General features: G+C 64.8%; 21 protein-coding genes. 16 read left to right on the top strand and 5 right to left on the bottom strand.

The window, feature by feature from the left end; translation table 11 throughout:
• Window positions 1–100 precede the first annotated feature (100 nt).
• From I6F33_RS14665 to I6F33_RS14605, 13 genes are all read left to right on the top strand, one after another.
• On the top strand, window positions 101–1126 hold the full coding sequence (locus I6F33_RS14665; protein WP_036037483.1) for an ABC transporter substrate-binding protein: 1026 nt from the start codon (window positions 101–103) through the stop codon (window positions 1124–1126).
• 28 nt (window positions 1127–1154) lie between these two features.
• A complete protein-coding gene (locus tag I6F33_RS14660; RefSeq protein WP_225143047.1) occupies window positions 1155–1859 on the top strand; it encodes an NUDIX hydrolase in 705 nt (234 codons plus the stop codon).
• Window positions 1860–1952: 93 nt separating this feature from the next.
• Entirely contained in the window at window positions 1953–3275 is a 1323-nt protein-coding gene (locus I6F33_RS14655; RefSeq protein ID WP_036006653.1) for an ABC transporter substrate-binding protein, read from the top strand.
• Window positions 3276–3287: 12 nt separating this feature from the next.
• Window positions 3288–4055 (top strand): ABC transporter ATP-binding protein, encoded by a 768-nt coding sequence (locus tag I6F33_RS14650; RefSeq protein WP_036037489.1) that lies wholly within the window; start codon window positions 3288–3290, stop codon window positions 4053–4055.
• A 3-nt stretch (window positions 4056–4058) separates the two neighbouring features.
• Complete coding sequence (locus tag I6F33_RS14645; protein ID WP_036025019.1) at window positions 4059–4763, top strand: ABC transporter ATP-binding protein; 705 nt, start codon at window positions 4059–4061, stop codon at window positions 4761–4763.
• Window positions 4764–4768: 5 nt separating this feature from the next.
• The gene (locus I6F33_RS14640; protein WP_036006719.1) at window positions 4769–5650 is read left to right on the top strand and encodes a branched-chain amino acid ABC transporter permease; all 882 of its coding nucleotides are present in this window, start codon (window positions 4769–4771) and stop codon (window positions 5648–5650) included.
• Entirely contained in the window at window positions 5647–6666 is a 1020-nt protein-coding gene (locus I6F33_RS14635; protein WP_036006667.1) for a branched-chain amino acid ABC transporter permease, read from the top strand. Before I6F33_RS14640 ends, I6F33_RS14635 begins: the two co-directional genes overlap by 4 nt.
• Window positions 6626–7555, top strand: a complete 930-nt coding sequence (locus I6F33_RS14630) for a polyphosphate kinase 2 family protein (protein ID WP_225143044.1) — start codon at window positions 6626–6628, stop codon at window positions 7553–7555. The genes I6F33_RS14635 and I6F33_RS14630 overlap by 41 nt, the downstream gene beginning before the upstream one ends.
• Window positions 7552–8589 (top strand): patatin-like phospholipase family protein, encoded by a 1038-nt coding sequence (locus I6F33_RS14625; RefSeq protein ID WP_225143042.1) that lies wholly within the window; start codon window positions 7552–7554, stop codon window positions 8587–8589. Before I6F33_RS14630 ends, I6F33_RS14625 begins: the two co-directional genes overlap by 4 nt.
• Before the next feature lie 764 nt (window positions 8590–9353).
• Window positions 9354–11678 carry a mechanosensitive ion channel domain-containing protein gene (locus I6F33_RS14620; RefSeq protein WP_225143040.1) on the top strand — a complete coding sequence of 775 codons (2325 nt, stop codon included), beginning with the start codon at window positions 9354–9356 and terminating at the stop codon, window positions 11676–11678.
• A gap of 206 nt (window positions 11679–11884) precedes the next feature.
• Window positions 11885–13537, top strand: a complete 1653-nt coding sequence (locus tag I6F33_RS14615) for an NAD-dependent malic enzyme (protein ID WP_074448138.1) — start codon at window positions 11885–11887, stop codon at window positions 13535–13537.
• A gap of 199 nt (window positions 13538–13736) precedes the next feature.
• Window positions 13737–14255: a septal ring lytic transglycosylase RlpA family protein gene (locus I6F33_RS14610; protein ID WP_036025042.1), complete on the top strand. Its 519-nt coding sequence runs from the start codon at window positions 13737–13739 to the stop codon at window positions 14253–14255.
• A 103-nt stretch (window positions 14256–14358) separates the two neighbouring features.
• Window positions 14359–14514, top strand: coding sequence for a hypothetical protein (locus I6F33_RS14605; protein ID WP_167361678.1), 156 nt, complete (start codon window positions 14359–14361; stop codon window positions 14512–14514).
• 319 nt (window positions 14515–14833) lie between these two features.
• Here the strand turns inward: I6F33_RS14605 and I6F33_RS14600 are convergent, their stop codons facing one another.
• The 3 genes from I6F33_RS14600 to I6F33_RS14590 form a co-directional block, all read right to left on the bottom strand.
• Entirely contained in the window at window positions 14834–15154 is a 321-nt protein-coding gene (locus I6F33_RS14600) for a hypothetical protein (RefSeq protein ID WP_036006679.1), read from the bottom strand.
• An 84-nt stretch (window positions 15155–15238) separates the two neighbouring features.
• Window positions 15239–15511, bottom strand: a complete 273-nt coding sequence (locus I6F33_RS14595) for a hypothetical protein (protein WP_036006682.1) — start codon at window positions 15509–15511, stop codon at window positions 15239–15241.
• A gap of 137 nt (window positions 15512–15648) precedes the next feature.
• Window positions 15649–18336, bottom strand: a complete 2688-nt coding sequence (locus tag I6F33_RS14590) for an alpha/beta hydrolase fold domain-containing protein (RefSeq protein WP_225143038.1) — start codon at window positions 18334–18336, stop codon at window positions 15649–15651.
• A gap of 191 nt (window positions 18337–18527) precedes the next feature.
• On the opposite strand from I6F33_RS14590, the gene I6F33_RS14585 reads away from it, so the two are divergent.
• Both I6F33_RS14585 and I6F33_RS14580 read left to right on the top strand, forming a co-directional pair.
• On the top strand, window positions 18528–18776 hold the full coding sequence (locus I6F33_RS14585) for a hypothetical protein (protein ID WP_036006688.1): 249 nt from the start codon (window positions 18528–18530) through the stop codon (window positions 18774–18776).
• A gap of 77 nt (window positions 18777–18853) precedes the next feature.
• The gene (locus tag I6F33_RS14580) at window positions 18854–20338 is read left to right on the top strand and encodes a carboxylesterase/lipase family protein (protein WP_225143036.1); all 1485 of its coding nucleotides are present in this window, start codon (window positions 18854–18856) and stop codon (window positions 20336–20338) included.
• A 7-nt stretch (window positions 20339–20345) separates the two neighbouring features.
• Here I6F33_RS14580 and I6F33_RS14575 read toward each other — a convergent pair whose 3' ends face one another.
• The gene (locus I6F33_RS14575) at window positions 20346–20525 is read right to left on the bottom strand and encodes a hypothetical protein (protein ID WP_036006694.1); all 180 of its coding nucleotides are present in this window, start codon (window positions 20523–20525) and stop codon (window positions 20346–20348) included.
• A gap of 154 nt (window positions 20526–20679) precedes the next feature.
• On the opposite strand from I6F33_RS14575, the gene I6F33_RS14570 reads away from it, so the two are divergent.
• Window positions 20680–21474: a class III extradiol ring-cleavage dioxygenase gene (locus I6F33_RS14570; protein ID WP_036006697.1), complete on the top strand. Its 795-nt coding sequence runs from the start codon at window positions 20680–20682 to the stop codon at window positions 21472–21474.
• A gap of 176 nt (window positions 21475–21650) precedes the next feature.
• On the opposite strand, the gene I6F33_RS14565 is transcribed toward I6F33_RS14570, so the two are convergent.
• A complete protein-coding gene (locus I6F33_RS14565; RefSeq protein WP_025037992.1) occupies window positions 21651–21911 on the bottom strand; it encodes a SemiSWEET transporter in 261 nt (86 codons plus the stop codon).
• Between the last annotated feature and the right edge of the window lie 124 nt (window positions 21912–22035).

The raw sequence follows: 22035 nt of genomic DNA, 5'->3' as shown, positions 1-22035 counted from the left end.
CCGCTATTGCGCCGAGGGGCTGATGGCCAGCCCGCTCAGGCGGAGCTTCTCAAGCCAGGCCCGCTGCTCTATGGTGCCGGCGGCCGAACGGAGGAAACCAATGAAGAACACCATTGCCAGGCTCGCCGGCGCACTGCTCGCGCTGACGCTCACCACCTCGCTTGCCGCGGCGCAAAGCAAGGTCACCATCGCGGTCGGCGGCGGCTCCTGCCTGTGCTATCTGCCGACGGTATTGGCCAAGCAGCTCGGCGAATACGAGAAGGCCGGCGTCAGTGTCGAGCTCGTCGACCTCAAGGGCGGCTCGGATGCGCTCAAAGCCGTGCTCGGCGGCAGCGCCGACGTGGTCTCCGGCTATTTCGACCATTGCGTCAACCTCGCCGCCAAGAAGCAGGAGCTGCAATCCTTCGTGGTCTATGACCGCTATCCCGGCCTCGTTCTGGTGGTCGCGCCCTCGCGCACCAACGACATCAAGTCGGTCAAGGATCTCGCCGGCAAGAAGGTCGGCGTCAGTGCGCCCGGCTCCTCCACCGACTTCTTCCTGAAATACATGCTCAAGAAGAACGGGCTCGATCCCACCAGCGTCGCCGTGATCGGGGTGGGCCTCGGCGCCACTGCGGTGGCCGCAATGGAGCAGGGCCAGATCGACGCGGCGGTGATGCTCGATCCGTCCGTGACCGTGCTGCAGGGCAGCCACAAGGATCTGCGTATCCTCTCGGACACCCGTACCCAGAAGGACACGCTGGAGACGTTCGGCGGCGAATATCCGGGCGGCGCGCTGTATTCGACCGTGGCCTGGATCAACGGCCATGAGAAGGAGGCGCAGGCGCTCACCAATGCGATCCTCGCCACGCTCGCCTGGATCCATTCGCATACGCCGGAGGAGATCATGGCGAAGATGCCCGAGCAAACCGTCGGCAAGAACAAGGACCTCTATCTTGCCGCACTGAAGAATACGATCCCGATGTATTCCGAGACCGGCAAGATGGACCCGAAGGGCGCCGACGCCGTGCTTGCAGTGTTCAGCGTCGGCTCGCCCGAGGTGGCGAACGCCAAGATCGACGTCAGCAAGACCTTCACCAACAAATTCGTCGAGCAGGCCAAGAAGACAACGGGGAGCGCCAAATAGCCGACGCCATGGCGTGGTATCAGGCGTCATGACGTCACCGGTCATACATCGCGTCGCGACGCTCGATCTTGCGGTGCGGCCGATCGTGTGGCCGTTCGCCGAGGAACGGCGCGCCGAGATCGCGGCGCATTTCGCCGAGAAGCAGCGCGAGCGGCCGAAAATCTGGAACGGCCGCGTCCTGCTCGGGCGTGACGCCGTGTTCAACGACGGTCACCTGACGGCGACCTATTTCGAGACGGATTTCGCAAGCTTCCTCGCCTGGCGCGACTGGGGCTTTCCCGACAAGGCCGTGTTCAACGGCTTCGGCATGGGCGCGCTGCGCGCCTCCGACGGCGCCTTCATCATGGGCGAGATGGCGCCCCACACCGCCAATGCGGGCCGCATTTATTTCCCCTCGGGAACGCCGGATCTCGACGATGTCAGGGACGGCGCGCTCGACATTCCCGGCAGCGTCGTCCGCGAGGTCGGCGAGGAGACCGGCCTGACCGCGGCCGACTATCGGATCGAGCCGGGCTGGCATTGCGTGGTCACGGGCCCCACGATCGCGATGTTGCAGGTCATTAACCTGGACATTCCGGGCGATGTGGCTCGCGCCCGGATCGAAACCAACCTTGCGCGCGAGACCGAGCCGGAGCTGTCCGCTATTCACCTCGTGCGCGGGACCAGCGATCTCAGGCCGTCCATGCCGCGATTTGTCACGGCCTTCGTCGAGCAGCAGTTCGCAGCGCGCTGATGCGCGAGGCTTGACATCGCCGCGCGCAGCCCATGTGATGGGCCGAAGAATTGCACCAAGAATGCAATGCACAAATCGTCCAGGGAGGTTTTGATGCGCCTGCGCATGGCTGCCCGCTTGGTACGTGGGCTGTTGGTCGCGATATCAGCGACGGGCTTGGCGGTGTCTGCCGCGGCCCAAGACAAGGCTCAAGAGAAAAAGCTCAAGATCGGCGTCATCTACGACCTGACCGGCCCTCTCGCCGGCGGCGGTTCGGAGCTGCAATATACCGGCGCAAGGATCATGCTGGATCAGTACAGCGCGAAAGACGTCGAAGGCTACAAGATCGAGGCGATCTATGCCGATGCTCAGAGCAAGCCGGATATCGCCATCAATGAAGCGATCCGTTTGATTGAGCAGGAAAAGGTCGACATGCTGCTCGGCTTCTTCTCCTCGGCGCAATGCGTGCCAGTGGCAGCGCGGGTCGAGCAGCTGAAGAAGTTCATGTGGATCACGACCTGCATTTCGTCGGCAGTGCTGGAGAACAAGAACTACAAATACGTCTTTCGCCCGCAGGCCTCCGGCGACCAGTTCGGCATGATGACGATGGACTTCATCGCGCAGAACGCGAAGGAAAAGCTGGGCAAGGACCCGAAGGACCTGCGGGTCGCCATCATCCACGAGGACGGCGCCTACGGCGTCGACGTTGCCAAAGGCAACGAGGCCGGTGCCAAGAAGGCCGGCTTCAACATCGTGCTCAGAGAGGGCTATTCGGCGACGGCCCCGGATCTGTCTGCGCTGGTCACCAAGCTGAAGCGGGCCAAGCCGGATGTGGTGTTCCATACCGGCTATAATCCCGACATCACCCTGTTGCTCCGGCAAGCCCGCGAACAAGGGCTGAAGTTCGGCGCATTGGTAGGACATGGCGCCGGCTACGGGGTCTATGAGAAGCTGAAGGAAGGCCTGGGCGCCGACGTAAACTATGTCTTCAACACCGATCCGATCTCGATCTGGCTCGCCAACCAGAAGAGCATGGATCCGAAGCTGCCGCCGATCATCAAGGCGGTCGGCGAGGAGTTCGACAAGCGCAAGCCGGGTGTCGCCATCCGTTCGGCCCATGTCGGCATGGCTGCGTCCAACACCTATTTGTTCCTGAACGACGTGCTGCCGCGAGCGATCAAGAAATATGGCGGCGTAGATCCCGATTCCCTGCGCAAGGCAGCACTGGACACCGACATACCCGAAGGCGGCACCATGCTCGGCTTCGGCGTCAAATTCCACGGCGAGGGCTCGCCAATGGCCGGCCAGAACGAGCGCTCGTTCCCGGTCGTGATCCAATACGTCGACGACAAGTCCTATGTGGTGTGGCCCAAGAGCCAGGCGCAGCGCGAGGCCGTGCTGCCGCTGCCCAAGGGCACCACCTACAGCAACCAATAGCGGGGTTCTGCGGTGTTGGAAGTCAGCGGATTGGTGAAGCGGTTTGGCGGCTTCACCGCCGTGAACAACGTCTCGTTCCGGGTCGATCAGGGCGAGATCCTCGGCCTGATCGGTCCCAACGGCTCGGGCAAGAGCACGATCTTCAACATGCTGTCCGGCACGCTGGCGCCGACCTCCGGATCGATCCTGTTCGCCGGGCACGAGATTGCGGGCCTTGCGCCGCACCGGATCATCAACAGCGGCATCGGGCGAACCTTTCAGATCCCGCGGCCGTTCCGCCGCCTCAGCATTTTCGAGAACGTCGCGCTTGCCGGCTTCTACGGCCAGGGCCGCCACAGCCGCGCCAAGGCGGAGGAGGCGGCCGAGCGGTCGCTGGCGATGGTCGGCCTGCCGACCGATCGCCATGCTAGTGTCGATGGGCTTGGCGCAGCGGGGCTGAAGAAGCTGGAGCTGGCGAAGGCGCTCGCCACCGCGCCAAAGCTATTGCTCGCCGACGAGAGCCTCGGCGGTCTCGACGAGGCCGAGATGGACCAGGCTGCGGACATGCTGCGCAACATCCGCGACGAGCTCGGCATCACCATCATCTGGGTCGAGCACATCATGGGCGTCCTGATGCGCGTGGTCGACCGCGTCATGGTGCTCGATCACGGCGAGAAGATCTCGGAAGGCCTGCCGAGCGCGGTCGCGGGCGATCCGCGCGTCATCGAGGTCTATCTCGGCACCGACGCCGAGACCACGCAGGCCGCGGCCGCCGAAGCGCGCCGCCGCGCAGGGGGCTAGGTGATGCTGGAGCTTCGCGGCCTCAATGCCGGCTATGGCACCTTCCAGGCGCTGTTCGACGTCAACCTCGACGTGAAGGCCGGCGAAGCCGTTGGCGTCATCGGCCCCAACGGCGCCGGCAAGACCACCCTGATGCGCGTCATCTCCGGCCTGATCCGTCCCTCGCGCGGATCGATCAGGATGGAGGGCGTCGACCTCGTCGCGACGCCGTCGCACAAGATCGTCAGCCTCGGCATTGCGCATGTGCCGGAGAACCGGCGGCTGTTTCCGCAGCTCACGGTCGACGACAATCTCAAGATGGGCGCCTTCATGAAGGAGGCGCGGGACCACTACGCCGAGCGGCTGGAGGTGGTGTTCGACCTGTTCCCCCGCCTGAAGGAACGCCGTCACCAGATGGCCGGAACCATGTCCGGCGGCGAGCAGCAGATGTGCGCCATCGGCCGCGCGATGATGTCCAATCCGAAACTGTTGCTGCTCGACGAACCCTCGGCGGGGCTCGCGCCGGTGGTGGTGCAGCAGGTGTTCGAGTTGGTGAAGCGGATCCGTGCCAGCGGGCTGACGGTGCTGATCGTCGAGCAGAACGTGCAGCAGGTGCTGAAGGTGGTCGACCGCGCCTATCTGATCGAGGCGGGCACGATCCGCGCCTCCGGCACCTCGGCCGAGATGCTGGCGAGCGACACGGTCAAGGAAGCTTATCTCGGGGTGTGATGGGCATGCAGGCGTTCCTGGACGTATTCGACATCTACCTGCTGGAGGCCGTCATCAACGGCATCCTGCTCGGCGGCGTGCTGGCGCTGCTTGCGCTGGGGCTCAACCTGATCTTCGGCGTCATCGACGTGACCTGGATCTGCTACGCCGAGCTCGTCATGATCGGCATGTACGGCATGTATTTCATGGTGCAGTATTACGGCGTCAGCTATTTCGTCGCTGCCCCGCTCACCATCCTGCTGGTCGCCGTGCTTGGCGCGGCGCTGCACTACTTGGTCATCGCGCCGCTGCTGACGGCGCCTCCGATCAACCAGCTGCTCGCGACCGGCGGGGTGCTGTTCGTGCTGCAGAGCTTTGCCACCGTGGCTTTCGGCATCGACTTCCGCAATCTCGGCATCCGCTTGCCGGTGCTCGCCTTCGGCGACATGAATTTCAGCTACGCACGGCTGCTCTCGTTCGTCGCCGCGCTGGTCGGCATGGTTGCGGTCTATCTGTTCATGACCCGCACCTTCACCGGCACCGCGATCCGCGCCATCTCGCAGGACCGACAGATCATGGCGCTGATGGGCGTCGACACCAAGCGGATCTACTTGATCACGTCGGCGCTCGGCGGCGCGCTCGCCGGCCTCGCCGCCTGCCTCCTGGTGCTGCAATACGACGTGCATCCCTTCGTCGGTCTGTCCTTCGGGCCGATCACCTTCCTGATCTGCGTGCTCGGCGGCCTCGGCAATTTCATCGGCGGGTTCATCGCCGCCTTCGTGTTCGCCGAGATCATCTCGCTCGGGGGCCTGTTCTCCGACCTCGAATGGGGCTATGTGCTCGCCTTCGCGTTCTTCATCGTCATGATGTTCATCCGGCCCGCGGGCCTGCTTGCGAGGCGCCGATGATGGGGCAGGGGCGGCTTGCTGCATGGGGCGTGGGGCTGGCGGCGCTGGTCGCGCTGCCCTTCGTCTATCGCGATCCCTATCATCTGCACATCCTGGTGCTGATCCTGATCTGGTCGTTCGCCTATACGTCCTGGTCGATGATGGGGAGGTTCGGCCTCGTCTCGCTCGGCCATGGCGGCTTCATGGGGATCGGCGCTTACGTTACGGCGCTGTTGTGGAATCACGCAGGGTTGTCGCCCTGGATCGGCATTCCCATCAGCATGGCGGCGGCCGGCGCGCTGGCGATGATCGTCGGCTATCCCTGCTTTCGCTTTCGTATCACCGGGCATTATTTCGTGCTGGTGACGCTGGCGCTGTCAGGCATCGTGCTCCAGGTCATCACCGCGACGCGCGACTATACCGGCGGCTCGCTCGGCTACACCCCGAACCGCGCGTCCGGCAACAGGCTGCTGGCGCTGCAATTCGACGACAAGACCACCTGGTACTTGATCGCGCTTGCGGTCTGGCTGTTCGGCATCGTGGTCTGGCACTGGGTCGACCGCAGCATGGCGCGTTATGCGCTGGAGGCGATCTCGGAGGACGAGGATGCTGCGGCCGCGGCCGGTGTCGACGTCACCGCCGAGAAGCTGAAGATCACGCTGCTCAGCGCGTTGATGACGGCTCTGGCGGGCGCGATCTACTGCCAGTACCAGATGTTCATCACGCCCGACACGGTCAGCGGCATCGCAGTCTCGCTGCAGATGGTGTTCGCCGCGATCGTCGGCGGGCTGTTCGTCTCGCTAGGTCCGACCGTGGGCGCCATCATCACCATCCTGCTGGCGGAAACGCTGCGCATCGGTTTCGGCACCAAGGCGGTTGGCTGGGATAATCTCGTCTACGGCGTGCTGCTCGTGCTTTTCATCATATTCCTTCCCAAGGGCATTCTTGGTAGCTTGCTCGACCGATTGAAGTTGCAACGCAAGGTGCCCCGCGCTCATGAGCAAAAAGCCGTCCCAGTCGCTCGCCCAGGAGCTTGACCGCTACATCACGCCGTTTCGCTACGATGGCTCGGGCAAGTTTCACCTCAAGGACCACAAGACCGACGAGAAGGGCGATCTCGACAAGGAGAAGGCGCAGGCGATCCTCGATGCCAACAAGAAGCGGCTGATCGCGTTTCAGGAGAAGCTCTACGCGCAGGACCGCTGGTCGCTCCTGATCGTATTCCAGGCGATGGACGCCGGCGGCAAGGATTCTGCGATCAAGGCGATCTTCGAGGGCATCAATCCGCAGGGCTGCGAGGTCACGGCCTTCAAGGCGCCGAGCAGCAAGGAGCTCGACCACGACTTCCTCTGGCGTCATGCGGTCGCGCTGCCCGAGCGCGGCCATATCGGCATCTTCAACCGCTCGCACTACGAGGAATGCCTGGTGACGCGCGTACACCCCGAGATTCTCGCCAAGCAGAAGCTGCCGCCGAAGCTCGTCACCAAGAACATCTGGAAGGAGCGGTTCGAGGACATCTCCGCCTTCGAGCGCTATCTCTGCCGTAACGGCACCGTGGTGCTGAAGTTCTTCCGCAACCTGTCCAAGGAAGAGCAGCGCGAGCGCTTCCTCGCGCGGCTGGACGATCCGGCCAAGCAGTGGAAGTTCTCCATGGACGACATCAGGGAGCGTGCGCTGTGGCCGCGCTACCAGGCGGTCTACCAGGACATCGTCCGGCACACGGCGACGTCCCATGCGCCCTGGTATGTCGTGCCCGCCGACCACAAATGGTTCGCCCGCGTCGTGATCGGCTCGGTGATCAATGCCGAGCTGGAAAAGCTCGACCTGCGCTTCCCCCGTGCCGACAAGGCCTCGCTGGAGGAGTTCAAGCAGGTGCGCAAGGCGCTGGAGAAAGAAGGCACGGGAGGCAAGAGGCAAGCAAAGTGACAGCCGGCGGGACCACGAACTGCAAGAACGTCAACTTCGCGCTCCAGGGCGGCGGCGCGCACGGCGCCTTCGTCTGGGGCGTGCTCGACCAGGTGCTCGAGGACGGCAGGCTCGCGATCGAGGCGATCAGCGCGACCAGTGCCGGCGCGATGAATGCGGTGGCGATGGCCTCGGGCATGGCGCACGGAGGCGCGGAGGCCGCGCGGGAGAGCCTGCACGCATTCTGGTACGAAGTGTCGCGCATGGACATGGCGTACGATCTGATGTCGCTGCTGAACCAGTGGATCCAGGCCCTGAAGCTGCCGCCGGAATATCATCCGGTCCACGCCTTCATCCACACGCTGACGCACACGCTGCCGCCGAACCTGCTCAATCCCTTTCAGTTCAATCCGCTCCGCGCGCTGCTGCAGCGCGTGATCGATTTTGACCGGCTCAATTCCTCGCCCGAGGCGCCGCAGCTGTTTCTCAACGCCACCAACGTCCGCACCGGCAAGATCAAGGTGTTCCAGAGCCCGCTGCTCACGGCGGACACCGTGCTCGCCTCGGCCTGCCTGCCGCCCTATTTCCAGGCCGTCGAGATCGATGGCGAGCATTACTGGGACGGCGGCTATCTCGGCAATCCCGCGATCTATCCGTTGATCTACCGCAAGGGCAGTCACGACGTCGTCATCGTGCAGGTGACGGCGATCCGGCGCGACGAGCTGCCGGCCAGTGCCGCGGACGTCCTCCACCGCATCAACGAGATCAGCTTCAATTCGTCCTTGATGCGCGAGATGCGCGCGATCGCTTTCGCCACCCGGCTGATCGACGACGGCGAGCTCGACAGCAACAAGCATAGCCGCATGTACATGCATTGGATCGGCAACGACGCGCTGATGTCGCAGCTCGGCACGGCTACGCAGTTCCACCCCGAATGGAGCCTGTTGTGCCGCCTGCGCGATGAGGGCCGCGCGGCGGCGCGCAAGTGGCTGGCGCGAAACTTCGACCAGATCGGAAAGGCCTCGACGGTCGACCTCGCGGAGATGTTTCTCTAAATGGCCGGGTGGCCATCGAGCAAAAGTGTGAAAACAACCCCATGCACAGTAGCCGGGCGTAGTGGAATCGATGGCTTATCGGCTCTCATCATTCGCGATGCGGATTTCACGAAATTCGTTTGCATCGTCGGGCAAAACAGGTGCATGATGTCACCATGCCGGCCGTCTTCGGAAATCCCTCACCTCGCGCGGAAGCGATTTGCACAGCGGAACTCGGATCGTCAAATGTGATCGTCAGATCATTGATCCCGCTTGACAGTTTTGTGTCGCAGGGGGACCATGCCCATGGTCGCAAACAAGCGACGCGCAACGTCCACCTCATGAGCAAGGGGAGGTCTATGACACCACCTCCGCAAATCCAGCCGCGTTAATTGCGATGGAGCTCGTTCGGACTATCGCATAGCGGCGGAAACCGCGAACGGCACGCCGGGACAAGGTTTAGCGGGCTGCATCAGTGAGGCAAAGCCCCTACCTTCCCGGCGCTGTATTTTGATCGTGTCGGATGGCCGTGAAGGCCGCCGCACCAATTTTTTTGACACCCCGCTCGTCTCAATCCTGCTGGTTGATCCGCAAACGATCTTTGCGCGCGCTGACGGGACGTCAGCTCCCGATCCTGCGCTGCGGCAAATGCCAAGAGAATGTCGTCCCAAAGGCCAACTTCCGACACAGGCGGGGGCGAATAGCGCCGATCCGACATGACGGATGTGCTTCGGCGGTGGCGGCCACGCTACCTGCGAGCACATTCACTTTTCCAGGGAATCTGCGTGTCGCAAAAGCTTGTCCCGGCGCTTCTCGCCGCTCTTTTCCTTGCGATCTCTTCTCTCTCCTGCGCCCGCGCCGATGCGCCGGCCGCGAACGGTGCCGCGGCGCTATCGCCTGACGAGGCGAAGCGTGCGTTGGACACGCTTCAGGACGACAAGAAGCGCGCGCAGATGATCGATACGCTCCGTGCAATCGCCAACGCGTCTGGTCCGCAACAGGCCGCGCCGCAGCCGAATTCGCCGATCCCGCTTTCGGCCGACGGCCTCGGTGCGCAGCTCATGCTGACGGTCTCGGAGGAGATCGGCGAAATCTCGCGTGAGATCGCCGGCATCGCGCGGACGCTCACGCATTTTCCGGCGTTCTACTACTGGATCGTGCGCACCGCGAACGATCCCGCGGCTTACAATCTTCTGATCGAGATCGCCTGGAAGCTGGCGCTGGTGCTCGGCTGCGCGCTCTCGGCCGAATGGGTGATCTTCCGCCTGATCCGCCGGCCGGTCGCGTTCCTGGAGGGGCGCATGCCGCAAACCGCGCGCCTGCCGGCACCCGCGCTGCCGCTTGCCGATCCGCCACCGTCAGTCGTCGACGTTACGCCGGCACCTGAAATGCAGGAGCGACGCCACAGCCTTGCGCGGGTCTGGCAGATCATGCTGCGCCTGCCCTTCGTGCTCGGGCGTTTCGTGCTCGAGCTGCTTCCCGTGCTCGTCTTCGTCGGCGTCGCCACCGCGCTGCTCGGGACGGAGATCGGAGAACCGACAACCGTCCGCCTCGTGATCCTCGCCGTCGTCAACGCCTATGCGTTCTCGCGCGGGCTCATCTGCCTGGTCCGGGCGCTGGCGGGGCCGTTCGGCTTGTTTCCGGTGCGCGCGGAGACCGCCGCCTATATCGAGATCTGGGCGCGCCGCATCGTCGGCGTCGGCGTCTCCGGCATCGCCTTTGCCAATGTGGCGCTGCTGCTCGGCCTGCACCGCGCCGGCTACGCCGCGCTGCTGCGCATGGTGATGCTGGTCGTGCACCTCTTCATCGCCGTCATCATCCTGCAATGCCGCCGCCAAGTCGCCGATGCCATCCGCGCCCCGGCGGAGCGGCAGGGCATTGCGGCTCGTTTGCGCAACCGCATCGCCGGCGGCTGGCACTATCTTGCCATCGCGCTCGACCTCGCGCTCTGGGCGGTGTGGGCACTCAACATCCGCAACGGCTATTCGCTGCTGCTGCAATATTTCGTCGGCACCATCGCGGTGGCGCTGGTCACGCGTATCGTCATCATGCTGACGCTGAGCCTGATCGACCGCGGCTTCCGCATCCGGCCGGAGATCCTCCAGCGCTTTCCTGGCCTCGAGATCCGTGCCAACCGCTATCTGCCGCTGCTCCGCAGGATCGTATCCAGCGTGATCGCCTTCATCGGTTTCGTGGCGGTGCTCGAGGTCTGGGGCGTGGACGCGATCGTCTGGTTCTATGGCGGCCAGATCGGCAGCCGGCTGATCTCGGCCGTGGTGACCATCGGCCTTGCCGTGTTGATCGCTGCGGCGATCTGGGAAGCCAGCAATGCGCTGCTGGACCGCCAGATCAATACGCTGTCGCGGGACGGGCACTATGCCCGTGCCGCGCGGTTGCGCACCTTCCAGCCGATGCTGCGCACCGCGCTGCTCTGCCTGATCGCGACAATCGTCGGCCTCACGGCGTTGAGCGAGATCGGCGTCAATGTCGCGCCGCTGCTGGCCGGCGCCGGCATCGTCGGCATTGCGATCGGCTTCGGCTCGCAGAAGCTGGTGCAGGATCTCATCACCGGCCTGTTCCTGCTGCTGGAGAATACGGTGCAGGTCGGCGACAGCGTCAGCGTGTCGGGGTTGTCGGGCGTCGTCGAGAACGTCTCGATCCGCACCATCCGTCTGCGCGCGGGCGACGGCGCCGTGCACATCGTGCCGTTCAGCGCAGTCACGACCATCACCAATGCCAGCCGCGGCGCCGGCAACGCTTCGGTCAGCGTCAACGTCGCCTACAAGGAAGACACCGACCGCGCCGGCCAGATCCTCAAGGACATCGTCGATGAGATGCGCCGTGAAGCGGACTTCCGCGCGCTCATCCGCGGCGACCTCGAGCTGTGGGGCGTCGACAAGGTCGATGGCGCGATGGTGTCGATCGTCGGGCAGATCCGCTGCACCGAGGCCGGCCGCTGGCCGGTCCAGCGCGAATTCAACCGCCGCATGAAGCTGCGCTTCCAGCAGAACGGGATCGAGGTCGCATCGCCGGTGCAGACCATCCTGATGCACATCGCGCCGCCGGCGGACAGCGCTGCCAATCTGACGCCCCGGCGGGCGGCGGGATAAGCAGTCCCAAATTCCGGCCTGCCTTTATTTGCGGGTCCGCCAACGCGCGCCCCGGTTGGCGCGTTAAACCTTTTCGCGCGCAAGTGCCAGGCGTTTGCAAAATCTGCTGCGGTGCGAGATCACGATCGCGGCCGGAGTCTCCTTGATCTCGACTGAACGCTGGCCGACAATGGTCGTGGTTCAATAAGAAACTCCTTGGGGGAATCGTGAATAGACCTGCTCGGGTCAGCGCCCATTCGACATCATCCGACACCGCGCACGGCATGACGCTGCTGCGCGACCCCCTGCTCAACAAGGGCACGGCCTTCACGGAAGCAGAGCGCGCCGCACTCGGCTTGCGCGGCCTGTTGCCGCCCTGCGTGCTGACGATGGAGACCCAGGCTCAGCGCGTGCTCACCAATCTGCGCACGCTGCCGACGGACCTGGAAAAATACGTTGCCCTGAACGCGCTGCATGACCGCAACGAGGCGCTGTTCTTCCGCGTCGTCGTCGACAATATCGACGAGATCCAGCCGATCATCTACACCCCGACGGTCGGGCTTGCCTGCCAGAAATACGGCCTGATCTTCCAGCGGCCGCGTGGCATGTTCATCTCCTCGCGCGACCGCGGCCAGATCGCGGAGATCCTGAAGAACTGGCCCTACCAGGCCAGGCTGATCGTCGTCACCGACGGCGAGCGCATTTTGGGACTTGGCGATCTCGGTGCCAACGGAATGGGCATCCCGGTCGGCAAGCTATCGCTCTATTCGGCCTGCGCCGGCGTGCATCCGGAAGCGTGCTTGCCGATCGTGCTCGATGTCGGCACCAACAACGAAGAGCTGTTGAACGATCCCTATTATCTCGGCCTGCGCGAGCGGCGGCTGACGGGCGAGGCCTATGACAGCTTCGTCGACGAGTTCATGCAAGCCGCGCGCAAGACGTTCCCGGGCGTGCTGATCCAGTTCGAGGACTTCGCCAATCATTCGGCGTTCAAGCTGCTGCACAAATATCGCGACGAGGCCTGCGTCTTCAACGACGACATCCAGGGCACCGCGGCGGTGGCGCTCGCCGGCCTGTTCTCGGCTCTGCGCATCTCCGGCGGCAAGCTGAAGGATCAGAAGATCCTGTTCCTCGGCGCGGGCGAGGCGGCGACCGGCATCGCCGACCTCGTGGTCTCCGCCATGATGGCGGAAGGCGCGTCCGAGGCGGACGCGCTTCGCCGCAACTGGCTGGTGGATTCCCGCGGTCTCGTCGTCAGCGGCCGTGAAGGCCTTTCTGGCCATAAGCTCCGCTATGCCCATGCCGGTCAGGCGCCGATCGCCGACTTCCTCACCGCCATCAAGACGCTGAAGCCGACGGCGATCATCGGCGTCGCCGCGGTCGGCGGCGCCTTCACGCCCGACGTGCTCAAGGCGATGGCCGAGCTCAACGAGCAGCCGATCGTGTTCGCGCTCTCCAACCCCACCTCGAAAGCCGAGTGCTCGGCGGAGGATGCCTATCGCTACACGGAGGGACGCGCGCTGTTCGCCTGCGGCAGTCCGTATGATCCGGTCAAGCTCAACGGCCGCAGCTTCGTGCCGCGCCAGGGCAACAATTCCTACATCTTCCCGGGCGTCGGCCTCGGCGTCATCGCCAGCCGCTCGCGCCTCGTGACCGACGAGATGTTCATGGCGGCGGCCCACGCGCTCGCCGATTGCGTCGGCAAGGAGGACCTCGCTCAGGGCAGCCTCTATCCGGCACTGCCGCGTATCCGCGAGGTCTCCGTGCGCATCGCGGCGGCGGTTGCGGATGTGGCCTATCAACGCGCGCTCGCCGACGGACCCGCGCCCAACGACGTGAAGGCCCTGGTCCAGTCGCAGATGTACGAGCCGAAGTACTAGAAATCGGGCCGCGCCGAAAACGCGGCTCGCGGGGCGTATCGGGCTGATCCTTCGCTGATCTGTCCCGATTCTGAACAGGTCACTGTGGTGGAATCGCCACAGCTGGCGCGAAACGAAGGCGGCCCCAGAGCCGCTTTTGTTCCGACAAGGTTCTGCCCTCATTGCCCACCGAAACTTGGGGTTGTTCGGAGGGCGCATCATGTCTCGCATTGCAAGTGCCGAAACTGCCCGGATGTCGCTGGCGAGCTCGAGCCGGTTATTGCTCGCGGTCTTGGGCGCCGCATCGCTCGCTGCCTGCTCGCAATCGCCGGTCGGCCGTCAGAAAGCCGATCTCGCCGGAACGACCCGGCAAGCCGCGGTCGAGCGCCCGCACCGGGTGGCGGCGCTGCATCCACGCCCGATCAGCCGGGCGCGCGTCCCCGCCCGCGACGCAAAGCAAACCGCTTCGCACGGCATCGCCAGCTTCTATTCGGATACGCAGACCGCGAGCGGCGAGAAGTTCGACAGGAACGAATTGACCGCGGCGCATCCCACCCTGCCGTTCGGCACCAAGCTGCGCGTTACCGAGACCTCCTCCGGCCGTTTCGTTACGGTCAGGGTCAACGATCGCGGGCCCTTCGTGCGCGGACGCGTGGTCGACATCTCGCCGTCGGCCGCCGAGGCGCTCGGCATGGTCGACAAGGGCATTACCAATGTCAGGCTTGAAGTCGTGCAATAGGGCGCCACGCGTCGCGACCGTGCGGGCGCGCTTAACCGGCTGTTAGCGGCTTCTCAAGCACCATGGCTGTCCGCACAATTCGGGGCTTTGGGGGAGGCGACGCTTGAACACGATCCAGCATCTCGAAGATCAGGCTGCGCGTGCCGAGCGGCTCGCCAAACGGATCACGGATACGCTGACGATCGAAAAGCTGCTGACCTTCGCGGGCGAACGCCGCCGCGAGATCGAGGTCATCGCCGGCAAACGCCGCCGCAACTGAAGCACGATGCGATCAGGTTCGATTGCTACAAGGGAGGTGCACTCCCTCTCCCGCAAGCGCAGGGCTATCGGATATGACTTGTGGCGGCGGCCTGCGCGCACGCCTCGTCCTTCGAGACGGCGCTGACGCGCCTCCTCAGGATGAGGCTAATCAGCATCAGTGCTCGTTGAAACTGCTGCCGCGCACTCCGCCCTCATCCTGAGGAGCCCGCCCAAAGCGGGCGTCTCGAAGGATGGCCGCAGAGAAAAACTCCCAAATGCGATAGTCATTCCCGCAAGCAGGGAGGGAGCGCACCTCCGTCCTTTTCGGCAAGTGAGCTTCATTTCATCGCGCTTTGGGAATGGCTTTCGATGAAGTCGCTGAGATAATCGGGGAGCTCTATTCCATAGATGTCGCAGCGTGCGCGGATCTCGCCGGCGACGTCGCACGAGATATCCTTCATCCAGTGCTCGAGCGTGTTGAACGAGATCACCTTGATCGGGTCATTGAAGCAGCCGGCGACGAGCTCGCCGATCGTGGTGTCGAGATCGCTGCGCTCGATGCGGATTTCGGTCGCCTCGTCACGGCGATCAACCACCACGAACAGGGTCTGGTCCGCTCCGTAAGGCACGATCGGTGATGATACGCCGGCGTCAAACATCTCGAGGCGCTCACGTCATTGCTTTGATCCCTGACAACGGGAAGAACCGGAAGAAGGTTCCTGCTCGCACGCTTGTGAAGGGCGTCAGAGAAATTCTCTCAAGCGCGACAGCTCGAGGACGTGTTCGGGGGAGAGGATCTCGGTGACGAGCGGCGGCTGCGCTACGGTGCGGATCTCGTAGAGGTGCCGGGTCGTCGCCGGTTTCTGCATGAAAGCCGAGATGCAATCGTCGAGCGTGCCTTCGATGAGCTGGTAGGGCTCCCGGTCAGGCTGGCGCTGATTGGCAAGTGATGGCCATTTATGCAGCACCGCAAGCGCGCCGAAATTGACCTTTGAATCCCCGACCACGTCCCCCATTGCCCTGCCTCACGCAAAACACGACCCCAGCACACGTGCTCGCGTGCCGGGGCCCATACATCTGTCGCTGCATCTCAATGCCACAGGTCAGCCAACGCGGCAGCCGGGAAAAGGTTCCCGGCCGCCTCGTGGCTGCGTCAGCTCGCGGCGGCCGCGATCTCGTGCCGCGGGCTGGCGTGACCATCTCCGTGACCGTCACTGCCGCTGATCTTGGGCGGCAGTCCGGCGAAGCGCCGCAAGGCTTCCGCCATCTGCACCCGTCCCGACACGCCTGTGATCACCACGTCCACCATCGCAAAGGACGAGTGGAAGTGGCCGCGCGCCTTCAATTGCTCGACCGGCACGCCCGCTGCGGCCATTGCCTCGGCATAGGCGATGCCCTCGTCGCGCAGCGGATCGAACTCGCAGGTGACCACGAGGGCCGGCGGCAGGCCGGCAACCTTGCCGCGCAGCGGGGCGACCCGCGGGTCGGTGCGGTCCGCCGGCGAGCAATAGAGGTCCCAGAACCAGTACATCAGAGAGCGCGTCAGGAAGTAGGCGGTCCCGTTTTCGTTGTAGGAGGGCCGATCGAAGCTGCAGTCGGTGACCGGGCAGACCAGAAGCTGGCCGGCGATCGAGGGCCCGCCGCGGTCGCGCGCGAGCTGGCAGGTGACGGCCGCAATGTTGCCGCCGGCGCTCCAGCCGGCGACCAGCACCGGGCCCGGCCTGCCGCCGAGCTCGGCGGCGTGCTCGGCGATCCAGCGCGTGGCCGCATAGCCGTCCTCGGCCGCGGTCGGGAAGCGATGCTCCGGTGCGTGGCGATAGCCGACGCTGACGAACATCATGCCGGTCCGCCGCACCATGTCGCGGCAGAACGGCTCGTCCGATTGCTCGTCGCCGAGCACCCAGCCGCCGCCGTGGAAATAGACCACGACCGGATGCGGTCCCGGCGTTGCCGGCTTGTAGACGCGGTAGGGCAACGCACCGCCGGCGACGGGCAGGGTGCCGTCGACGATCTCGCCGATCGGCCGCCCCGCAGGCCGGCCCTTGTTGAACTCGTTGACGAAGGCGCGGGCGCCGAGCGCGCCCATCGACTCGATCGGCGGCAGGTTGAGCGAGGCGAGCAGGTTCAGCACCAGCCGCACGTCCGGCTGCAGGCGCACCACCTCGCCGTCGTTGCATTGGATGGCGCCATCGGGGCCGGTGAGCTTGAAGCCGAGCATGCCGCGGCTGACCACCTCGTCGCAGATGCTGCGATAAGGGCCGACGCCGCCGGTATAGGGCATCAGCCCCTGCACCTTGCCGGGCACGTTGGCGCCGGTGTACCAGGTGTTGGCGAGCCGGTGCAGCGTCAGCATCGAGCAGTCGGCCATGTGCCTGTTCCAGCCGGCCTGTGCCGTCTCGGTCGGCTCGATCGTGGTGAAGCCGGCATCGCGCAGCGATGCAACGCGATCGACCACCCAGTCGACATGCTGCTCGATCGACACCGCCATGTTCGACAGCACCGACGGGCTTCCGGGTCCGGTGATCATGAAGAAGTTCGGGAAGCCCTCGACCGTGAGGCCGAGATAGGTCTGCGGCCCCTGCGCCCAGACATCGGACAGCGACTTGCCACCGCGCCCGGTGATCGGATGCACGGCACGGATCGCGCCGGTCATGGCGTCGAAGCCGGTTGCGAAGACGATGACGTCGACGTCGAAGCTGCGGCCGTTCGTGGAAATGCCGCTCGCGGTGATCGCCTTGATCGGCTCCTTGCGCAGATTAACCAGCGTGACGTTCGGCCGGTTGTAGGTTGCGTAATAATTGGTCTCGAGGCAGGGGCGCTTTGCGCCGAACGGATGGTCGTCCGGCATCAGCGCCGCGGCGGTCTCGGGATCCTTGACGGCGACGCGGATCTTCTCGCGGATCAGGTCCTGGACGATCTTGTTGCCGTCGACGTCTACGGCCTGGTCGGCCCAGAGCTGCGTCAGGATGTGGACGAGGTCGCCGGCGGCCCAGGCGCGCTCGAACCGCTCGCGGCGCTCGGCATCGCTGAGCTGCCAGCTCACGACCGTCTGCTGCGGATAGGGCACGCCGGCCATCGACTGCCGCGCCTGCTCGCGATAGGCCGCGCGGTCGCTCTGCAACAGGCTCATGCGGTCCGCGGGCGCAGGGCCGTTGTGCGCCGGCAACGCGAAATTCGGTGTGCGCTGGAACACCGTCAGATGCGCAGCCTGCTCGGCGATCACAGGGATCGACTGGATCGCCGAGGAGCCCGTGCCGATCACGGCGACGCGTTTTCCGGTGAGATCGACGCCGTCATGCGGCCAGCGCCCGGTGAAATAGACCTCGCCCTTGAAGTCCTTGACGCCGTCGATCTCCGGCGGCTTTGGCGCGGAGAGGCAACCGGTCGCCATGATGTAATGGCGGCAGGAGACGGGTGGCCCATTGTCAGTGGTGATGAGCCAGCGCTCCGACGCTTCGTCCCATCTGGCTTCGGTGACCTTGGTCTTGAAACGGATATCGCGGCGCAGATCGTAGCGATCGGCGACGAAGCCGAGGTAACGCAGGATCTCGGGCTGGGTCGCGTATTTCTCCGACCAAGTCCAGGCGGTCTCGAGCTCCGGATCGAACGTGTAGCTGTAATCGATGGTCTGGATGTCGCAGCGCGCGCCCGGATAGCGGTTCCAATACCAGGTGCCGCCGACATCGCCGGCCTCGTCGAGCCCGACTGCCGAGAACCCCGTCTTGCGCAGGCGATGGAGAAGGTAGAGGCCGGCAAATCCGGCGCCGACCACGGCAACATCGACCTGCTGAGCGGTTCCGCGCCCATCGGAGGCACGTGTGGCAACCATTGCGTCAGGCATGGTATTCCTCCCGGATGTCTTGTTTTGGCGGCAGGCTATCGCCGCAGGCTCAGCTTGTCATTACAGCAAGTGCAATCTTAGGGTGGTCGTTTGCGGCGGCTTCGTGACCGCGCGAAGGTTGTGGCACCACACGCACCGCGATGCACAATGGCCGTGATCGCCCGGGGTAATCAGCCATCGTCCTTCTGTGTATGCTTGCGCTTACAAGCCACGCGTACCGCCCGGGCGTCATGACAGAGTTGAGTGAACGCACCAAAGCGAACATGGACGTCGTCCTCGAGCAGACGTGCCGGCAATTGCCGCATGGCGGCGATCACGACAGCCGCAGGTTCATCGCCGAGCGCCTGATCGAGGCGGCGCGGGCGGGACACTCCACGCTCGGCGAGCTCGGCATCGTCGCGCGCCACGCGCTCGCGGAGCTGATCGGCAAAGGCGGTTAGGCTCAAGGCGCGAGGCTTGCCTTGCCGACGGCTCTGGACATAACCTGCCGAAACCCTTTATCGAGATCGTTGCGAAGATGCGGGCCTTGCTTGCATTCGTTGCGGCTATTGCAGTCCTGTGTGGCGCCGGCCCGGCGGTCGCCCAGCCGGTCGGGCAGTTTCCATTCGCGCTGACGCGTGAAGGGCAGATGCTCGGCGCCGTGGAAGGCGAGGTGGCCTCGTTCAAGGGGCTGGCTTACGCGGTGCCGCCGCTCGGCGCGCTGCGCTGGCAACCGCCGCAGCCGACGACCGAAAGCTCGGAGATGCGCACCGCCTACGATTACGGCGCGCCGTGCCTTCAGCCGGCGCTGCCGGCGGCGAGCGAGGATTGCCTGACGCTGAACGTGTTTCGTCCTTTCGGGGTCGACGGCCCGTTGCCGGTGATGGTGTTCATCCATGGCGGCGCGTTCGTCACGGGCACCGCGAACGATGCGCTGTTCGTTGGCGCCAAGCTGGCGCAGGCGGGCCTCATCGTGGTCACCGTGAATTATCGCCTCGGCGCGCTCGGCTGGCTCTCGCATCCCGCGCTGTCGGACGCCGGCTCCGGCAATTTCGGCCTGATGGACCAGATCGCCGCGCTGCACTGGGTGCACGACAATATCGCGGCGTTCGGCGGCGATCCTGATAACGTCACGTTGTTCGGCAGCGATGCAGGCGCGACATCGATTGCGCTGCTGATGCTGTCCGCGCAAGCGCGCAATCTGTTCCACAAGGCCATTCTGCAATCGGTGCCCGGCCGCGCGCGCCTGCGTTCGGCGGAAGAGGCGGAGGCCATCGGCCGGCTCTTCGTGGCCGCGCTTTCGCCGAAGACGGATCTGCGCGCGGTCGAGCCGCGGCGCCTGCTGGCCGCCGAGAAACAATTGCTGGAGACATCGCCGCGCAGCTTTGCACCGATGATGGATGGACGTCTCGCGACCGAGGACCTCGCCGCAGGTTTTGCCGCCGGACGCCAAAGCCGCATTCCCCTGATCATCGGCTCGAACGAGGATGAGACCGGCCTGGAGAACGAGACCGCGATCAAGGGGGAGCTTGCGCCGCCGGGCGCGGGCGACGGCGAATTGCGCAAGCTCTATCCCGATCTCGCCAGTCCTTCGGATCTCGCGGCAAGAATTTACACCGACAAGGTCTTTTCCGAGCCGGTGCGGCTGCTGGCACGTCTGCACGCGGCAGGCGGCGCGCCGACCTTTCGCTACCGCTTCGCCTATGTGCCGGAGGCCAGGCGCGCCAATCCGGACGTCGGCCACGGGCGCGAGCTGCAGTTCATCTTCGGTGCGGAAGGCGTGCCCGGTGCGGGCATCCTGTCGCGGCGCGACCGCGAGGTCGCAGGCCGCATGCGCGCCTATTGGATAAACTTCGCCCGAAGTGGCGATCCCAATGGTCCCGACCTACATGGTCCCGACCTGCCACGCTGGGACGCAGCCAGCGGCGATCGCCTGCTGCTGATCACGAACGATGGCATCGCGAGCGGCGACGATCCGATCGCGGATCGTCTCGACCGGCTCGCAAATGAGGGCCGGAGATGAAGCGGATTTAAGCCGCGAGCTCGACGCGCGGCGCCGGGCTGAGCCGGTCTTCCTCCAGGTAATCCATCGCGCCGTCCTTCTCGACCGCATAGAACTGCTGGCCATCCCGCGACTTGAAGGCGGCGCGGACGACACCGCGGCGGCCCTTGTCACTGTTGACGACGTCCCCCAGCGCAAACTTCCTCATCGTACGTCTCACTTGTCTTCAGGCCGACTGCTTCGGCCCAGCGGGGATTCTGGGCGGCAAATCGTTAACGACTTGCTAACCATGCCGCTTTGCCTATGCTCATCGCCGATCGTGCGGACCGCTCGCACGTGCCTGTTGTCAACGAGACGAGCCGATGACGCGACTTCCGACCCTGTTCCTGTCGCATGGCGGCGGCCCCTGGCCCTTCATGGAGGACAGGCGGGTGCAATATGCCAAGACCGCCGAGGCGTTCGCGAACTTGCCGCAGCTTCTGCCCGAGAGGCCGAAGGCCGTGCTGGTCATCACCGGGCATTGGGAAGCCGACGCCTTCACGGTGTCGACCTCGCCGCATCCACCGATGGTCTACGATTATTACGGTTTCCCCGAGCATACCTACCACATCAAATATCCGGCGCCGGGCAAGCCCGAGCTTGCCGCGCAAGTGAAGGCGCTGCTCACGCACGCCGGCCTCGATTGCCGCGAAGATCCCGACCAGGGTTTCGATCACGGCACGTTCGTTCCGCTCGGGCTGATGTATCCGAATGCCGACATGCCGATCGTGCTGCTGTCGCTGAAGTCCAGCTATGACGCGGCCGAGCACGTCAAGGTGGGGCAGGCGATCGCATCCTTGCGCGACGAAGGCATCCTGATCGTCGGCAGCGGCCTGACCTATCACAACATGCGCGGCTTCAACCGTCCGGAGTCCAAGCCCGTCTCGTATGATTTCGAGGCCTATCTGAACGAGGCGATCAGCAACCCCGATGCGGCGCGCCGCAATGCCATGCTGGTCGATTGGGAGAATGCGCCGAGCGCACGCCTTGCACATCCGCGCGAGGACCATCTGCTGCCGCTGATGGTGGCGGCCGGTGCTGCGGGAAGCGACGTCGGACGGCGCGTCTTCGTCGACGAGGTCGCGCATGTGGCGATGGCCTCGTATGTGTTTGGATGAATTCTTCTACCCTCTCCCCTTGTGGGAGAGGGTGGATCGCCGCGAAGCGGCGAGACGGGTGAGGGGTCTCTCTCCGCCGGGGAATCTCGCGCAATGAACTCGTGGAGCGAACCCCTCATCCGGCGCTTCGCGCCACCTTCTCCCACAAGGGGAGAAGGAAGAGGAGCGTCGCAACTTCACCCGTATCTCAGCTTCATCACCAGGATGCCACCGGCGAGCAGCATGGTGACGGCGTTCGAGGCGATCAGGGGGCCATCGCCCGAGAGCAGGCCGTAGATGAGCCAGAGCGCGAGGCCCAGCACCATCACCAGGAACATGCCGAGCGAGATGTCGCCGGTGGAGCGGGTCTTCCATACCTTGATGGCTTGTGGCGCGTAAGCGACGGTGGTGCAGGTGGCGGCGGCAAAGCCGATCAGCTTGATCATGAGCGGGTCCATGCGCGCTCTATAGCATGGATTCGACGACGGTCACGCTTCGGGCGGCAGTCTGCGCGCGCCTCGTCCTTCGAGACGGCGCTTGCGCGCCTCCTCAGGATGAGGCTCAGCAGCACCGAACTTGTTG

It is taken from the genome of Bradyrhizobium sp. BRP20, assembly GCF_020194215.1.
Lineage (GTDB): Bacteria > Pseudomonadota > Alphaproteobacteria > Rhizobiales > Xanthobacteraceae > Bradyrhizobium > Bradyrhizobium yuanmingense.
Note: the sequence above shows the minus strand (reverse complement) of the source record. Positions and strands in the feature narration are given on the sequence as shown.

Bases quoted from the DNA above. Each gene is read 5' to 3' on its own strand.
- I6F33_RS14665 (WP_036037483.1), top strand. From the start codon at position 101: ATGAAGAACACCATTGCCAGGCTCGCCGGCGCACTGCTCGCGCTGACG.
- I6F33_RS14660 (WP_225143047.1), top strand. From the start codon at position 1,155: ATGACGTCACCGGTCATACATCGCGTCGCGACGCTCGATCTTGCGGTG.
- I6F33_RS14655 (WP_036006653.1), top strand. From the start codon at position 1,953: ATGCGCCTGCGCATGGCTGCCCGCTTGGTACGTGGGCTGTTGGTCGCG.
- I6F33_RS14645 (WP_036025019.1), top strand. From the start codon at position 4,059: ATGCTGGAGCTTCGCGGCCTCAATGCCGGCTATGGCACCTTCCAGGCG.
- I6F33_RS14640 (WP_036006719.1), top strand. From the start codon at position 4,769: ATGCAGGCGTTCCTGGACGTATTCGACATCTACCTGCTGGAGGCCGTC.
- I6F33_RS14635 (WP_036006667.1), top strand. From the start codon at position 5,647: ATGATGGGGCAGGGGCGGCTTGCTGCATGGGGCGTGGGGCTGGCGGCG.
- I6F33_RS14630 (WP_225143044.1), top strand. From the start codon at position 6,626: ATGAGCAAAAAGCCGTCCCAGTCGCTCGCCCAGGAGCTTGACCGCTAC.
- I6F33_RS14610 (WP_036025042.1), top strand. From the start codon at position 13,737: ATGTCTCGCATTGCAAGTGCCGAAACTGCCCGGATGTCGCTGGCGAGC.
- I6F33_RS14600 (WP_036006679.1), bottom strand. From the start codon at position 15,154: ATGTTTGACGCCGGCGTATCATCACCGATCGTGCCTTACGGAGCGGAC.
- I6F33_RS14595 (WP_036006682.1), bottom strand. From the start codon at position 15,511: ATGGGGGACGTGGTCGGGGATTCAAAGGTCAATTTCGGCGCGCTTGCG.
- I6F33_RS14590 (WP_225143038.1), bottom strand. From the start codon at position 18,336: ATGCCTGACGCAATGGTTGCCACACGTGCCTCCGATGGGCGCGGAACC.
- I6F33_RS14585 (WP_036006688.1), top strand. From the start codon at position 18,528: ATGCTTGCGCTTACAAGCCACGCGTACCGCCCGGGCGTCATGACAGAG.
- I6F33_RS14580 (WP_225143036.1), top strand. From the start codon at position 18,854: ATGCGGGCCTTGCTTGCATTCGTTGCGGCTATTGCAGTCCTGTGTGGC.
- I6F33_RS14575 (WP_036006694.1), bottom strand. From the start codon at position 20,525: ATGAGGAAGTTTGCGCTGGGGGACGTCGTCAACAGTGACAAGGGCCGC.
- I6F33_RS14570 (WP_036006697.1), top strand. From the start codon at position 20,680: ATGACGCGACTTCCGACCCTGTTCCTGTCGCATGGCGGCGGCCCCTGG.
- I6F33_RS14565 (WP_025037992.1), bottom strand. From the start codon at position 21,911: ATGGACCCGCTCATGATCAAGCTGATCGGCTTTGCCGCCGCCACCTGC.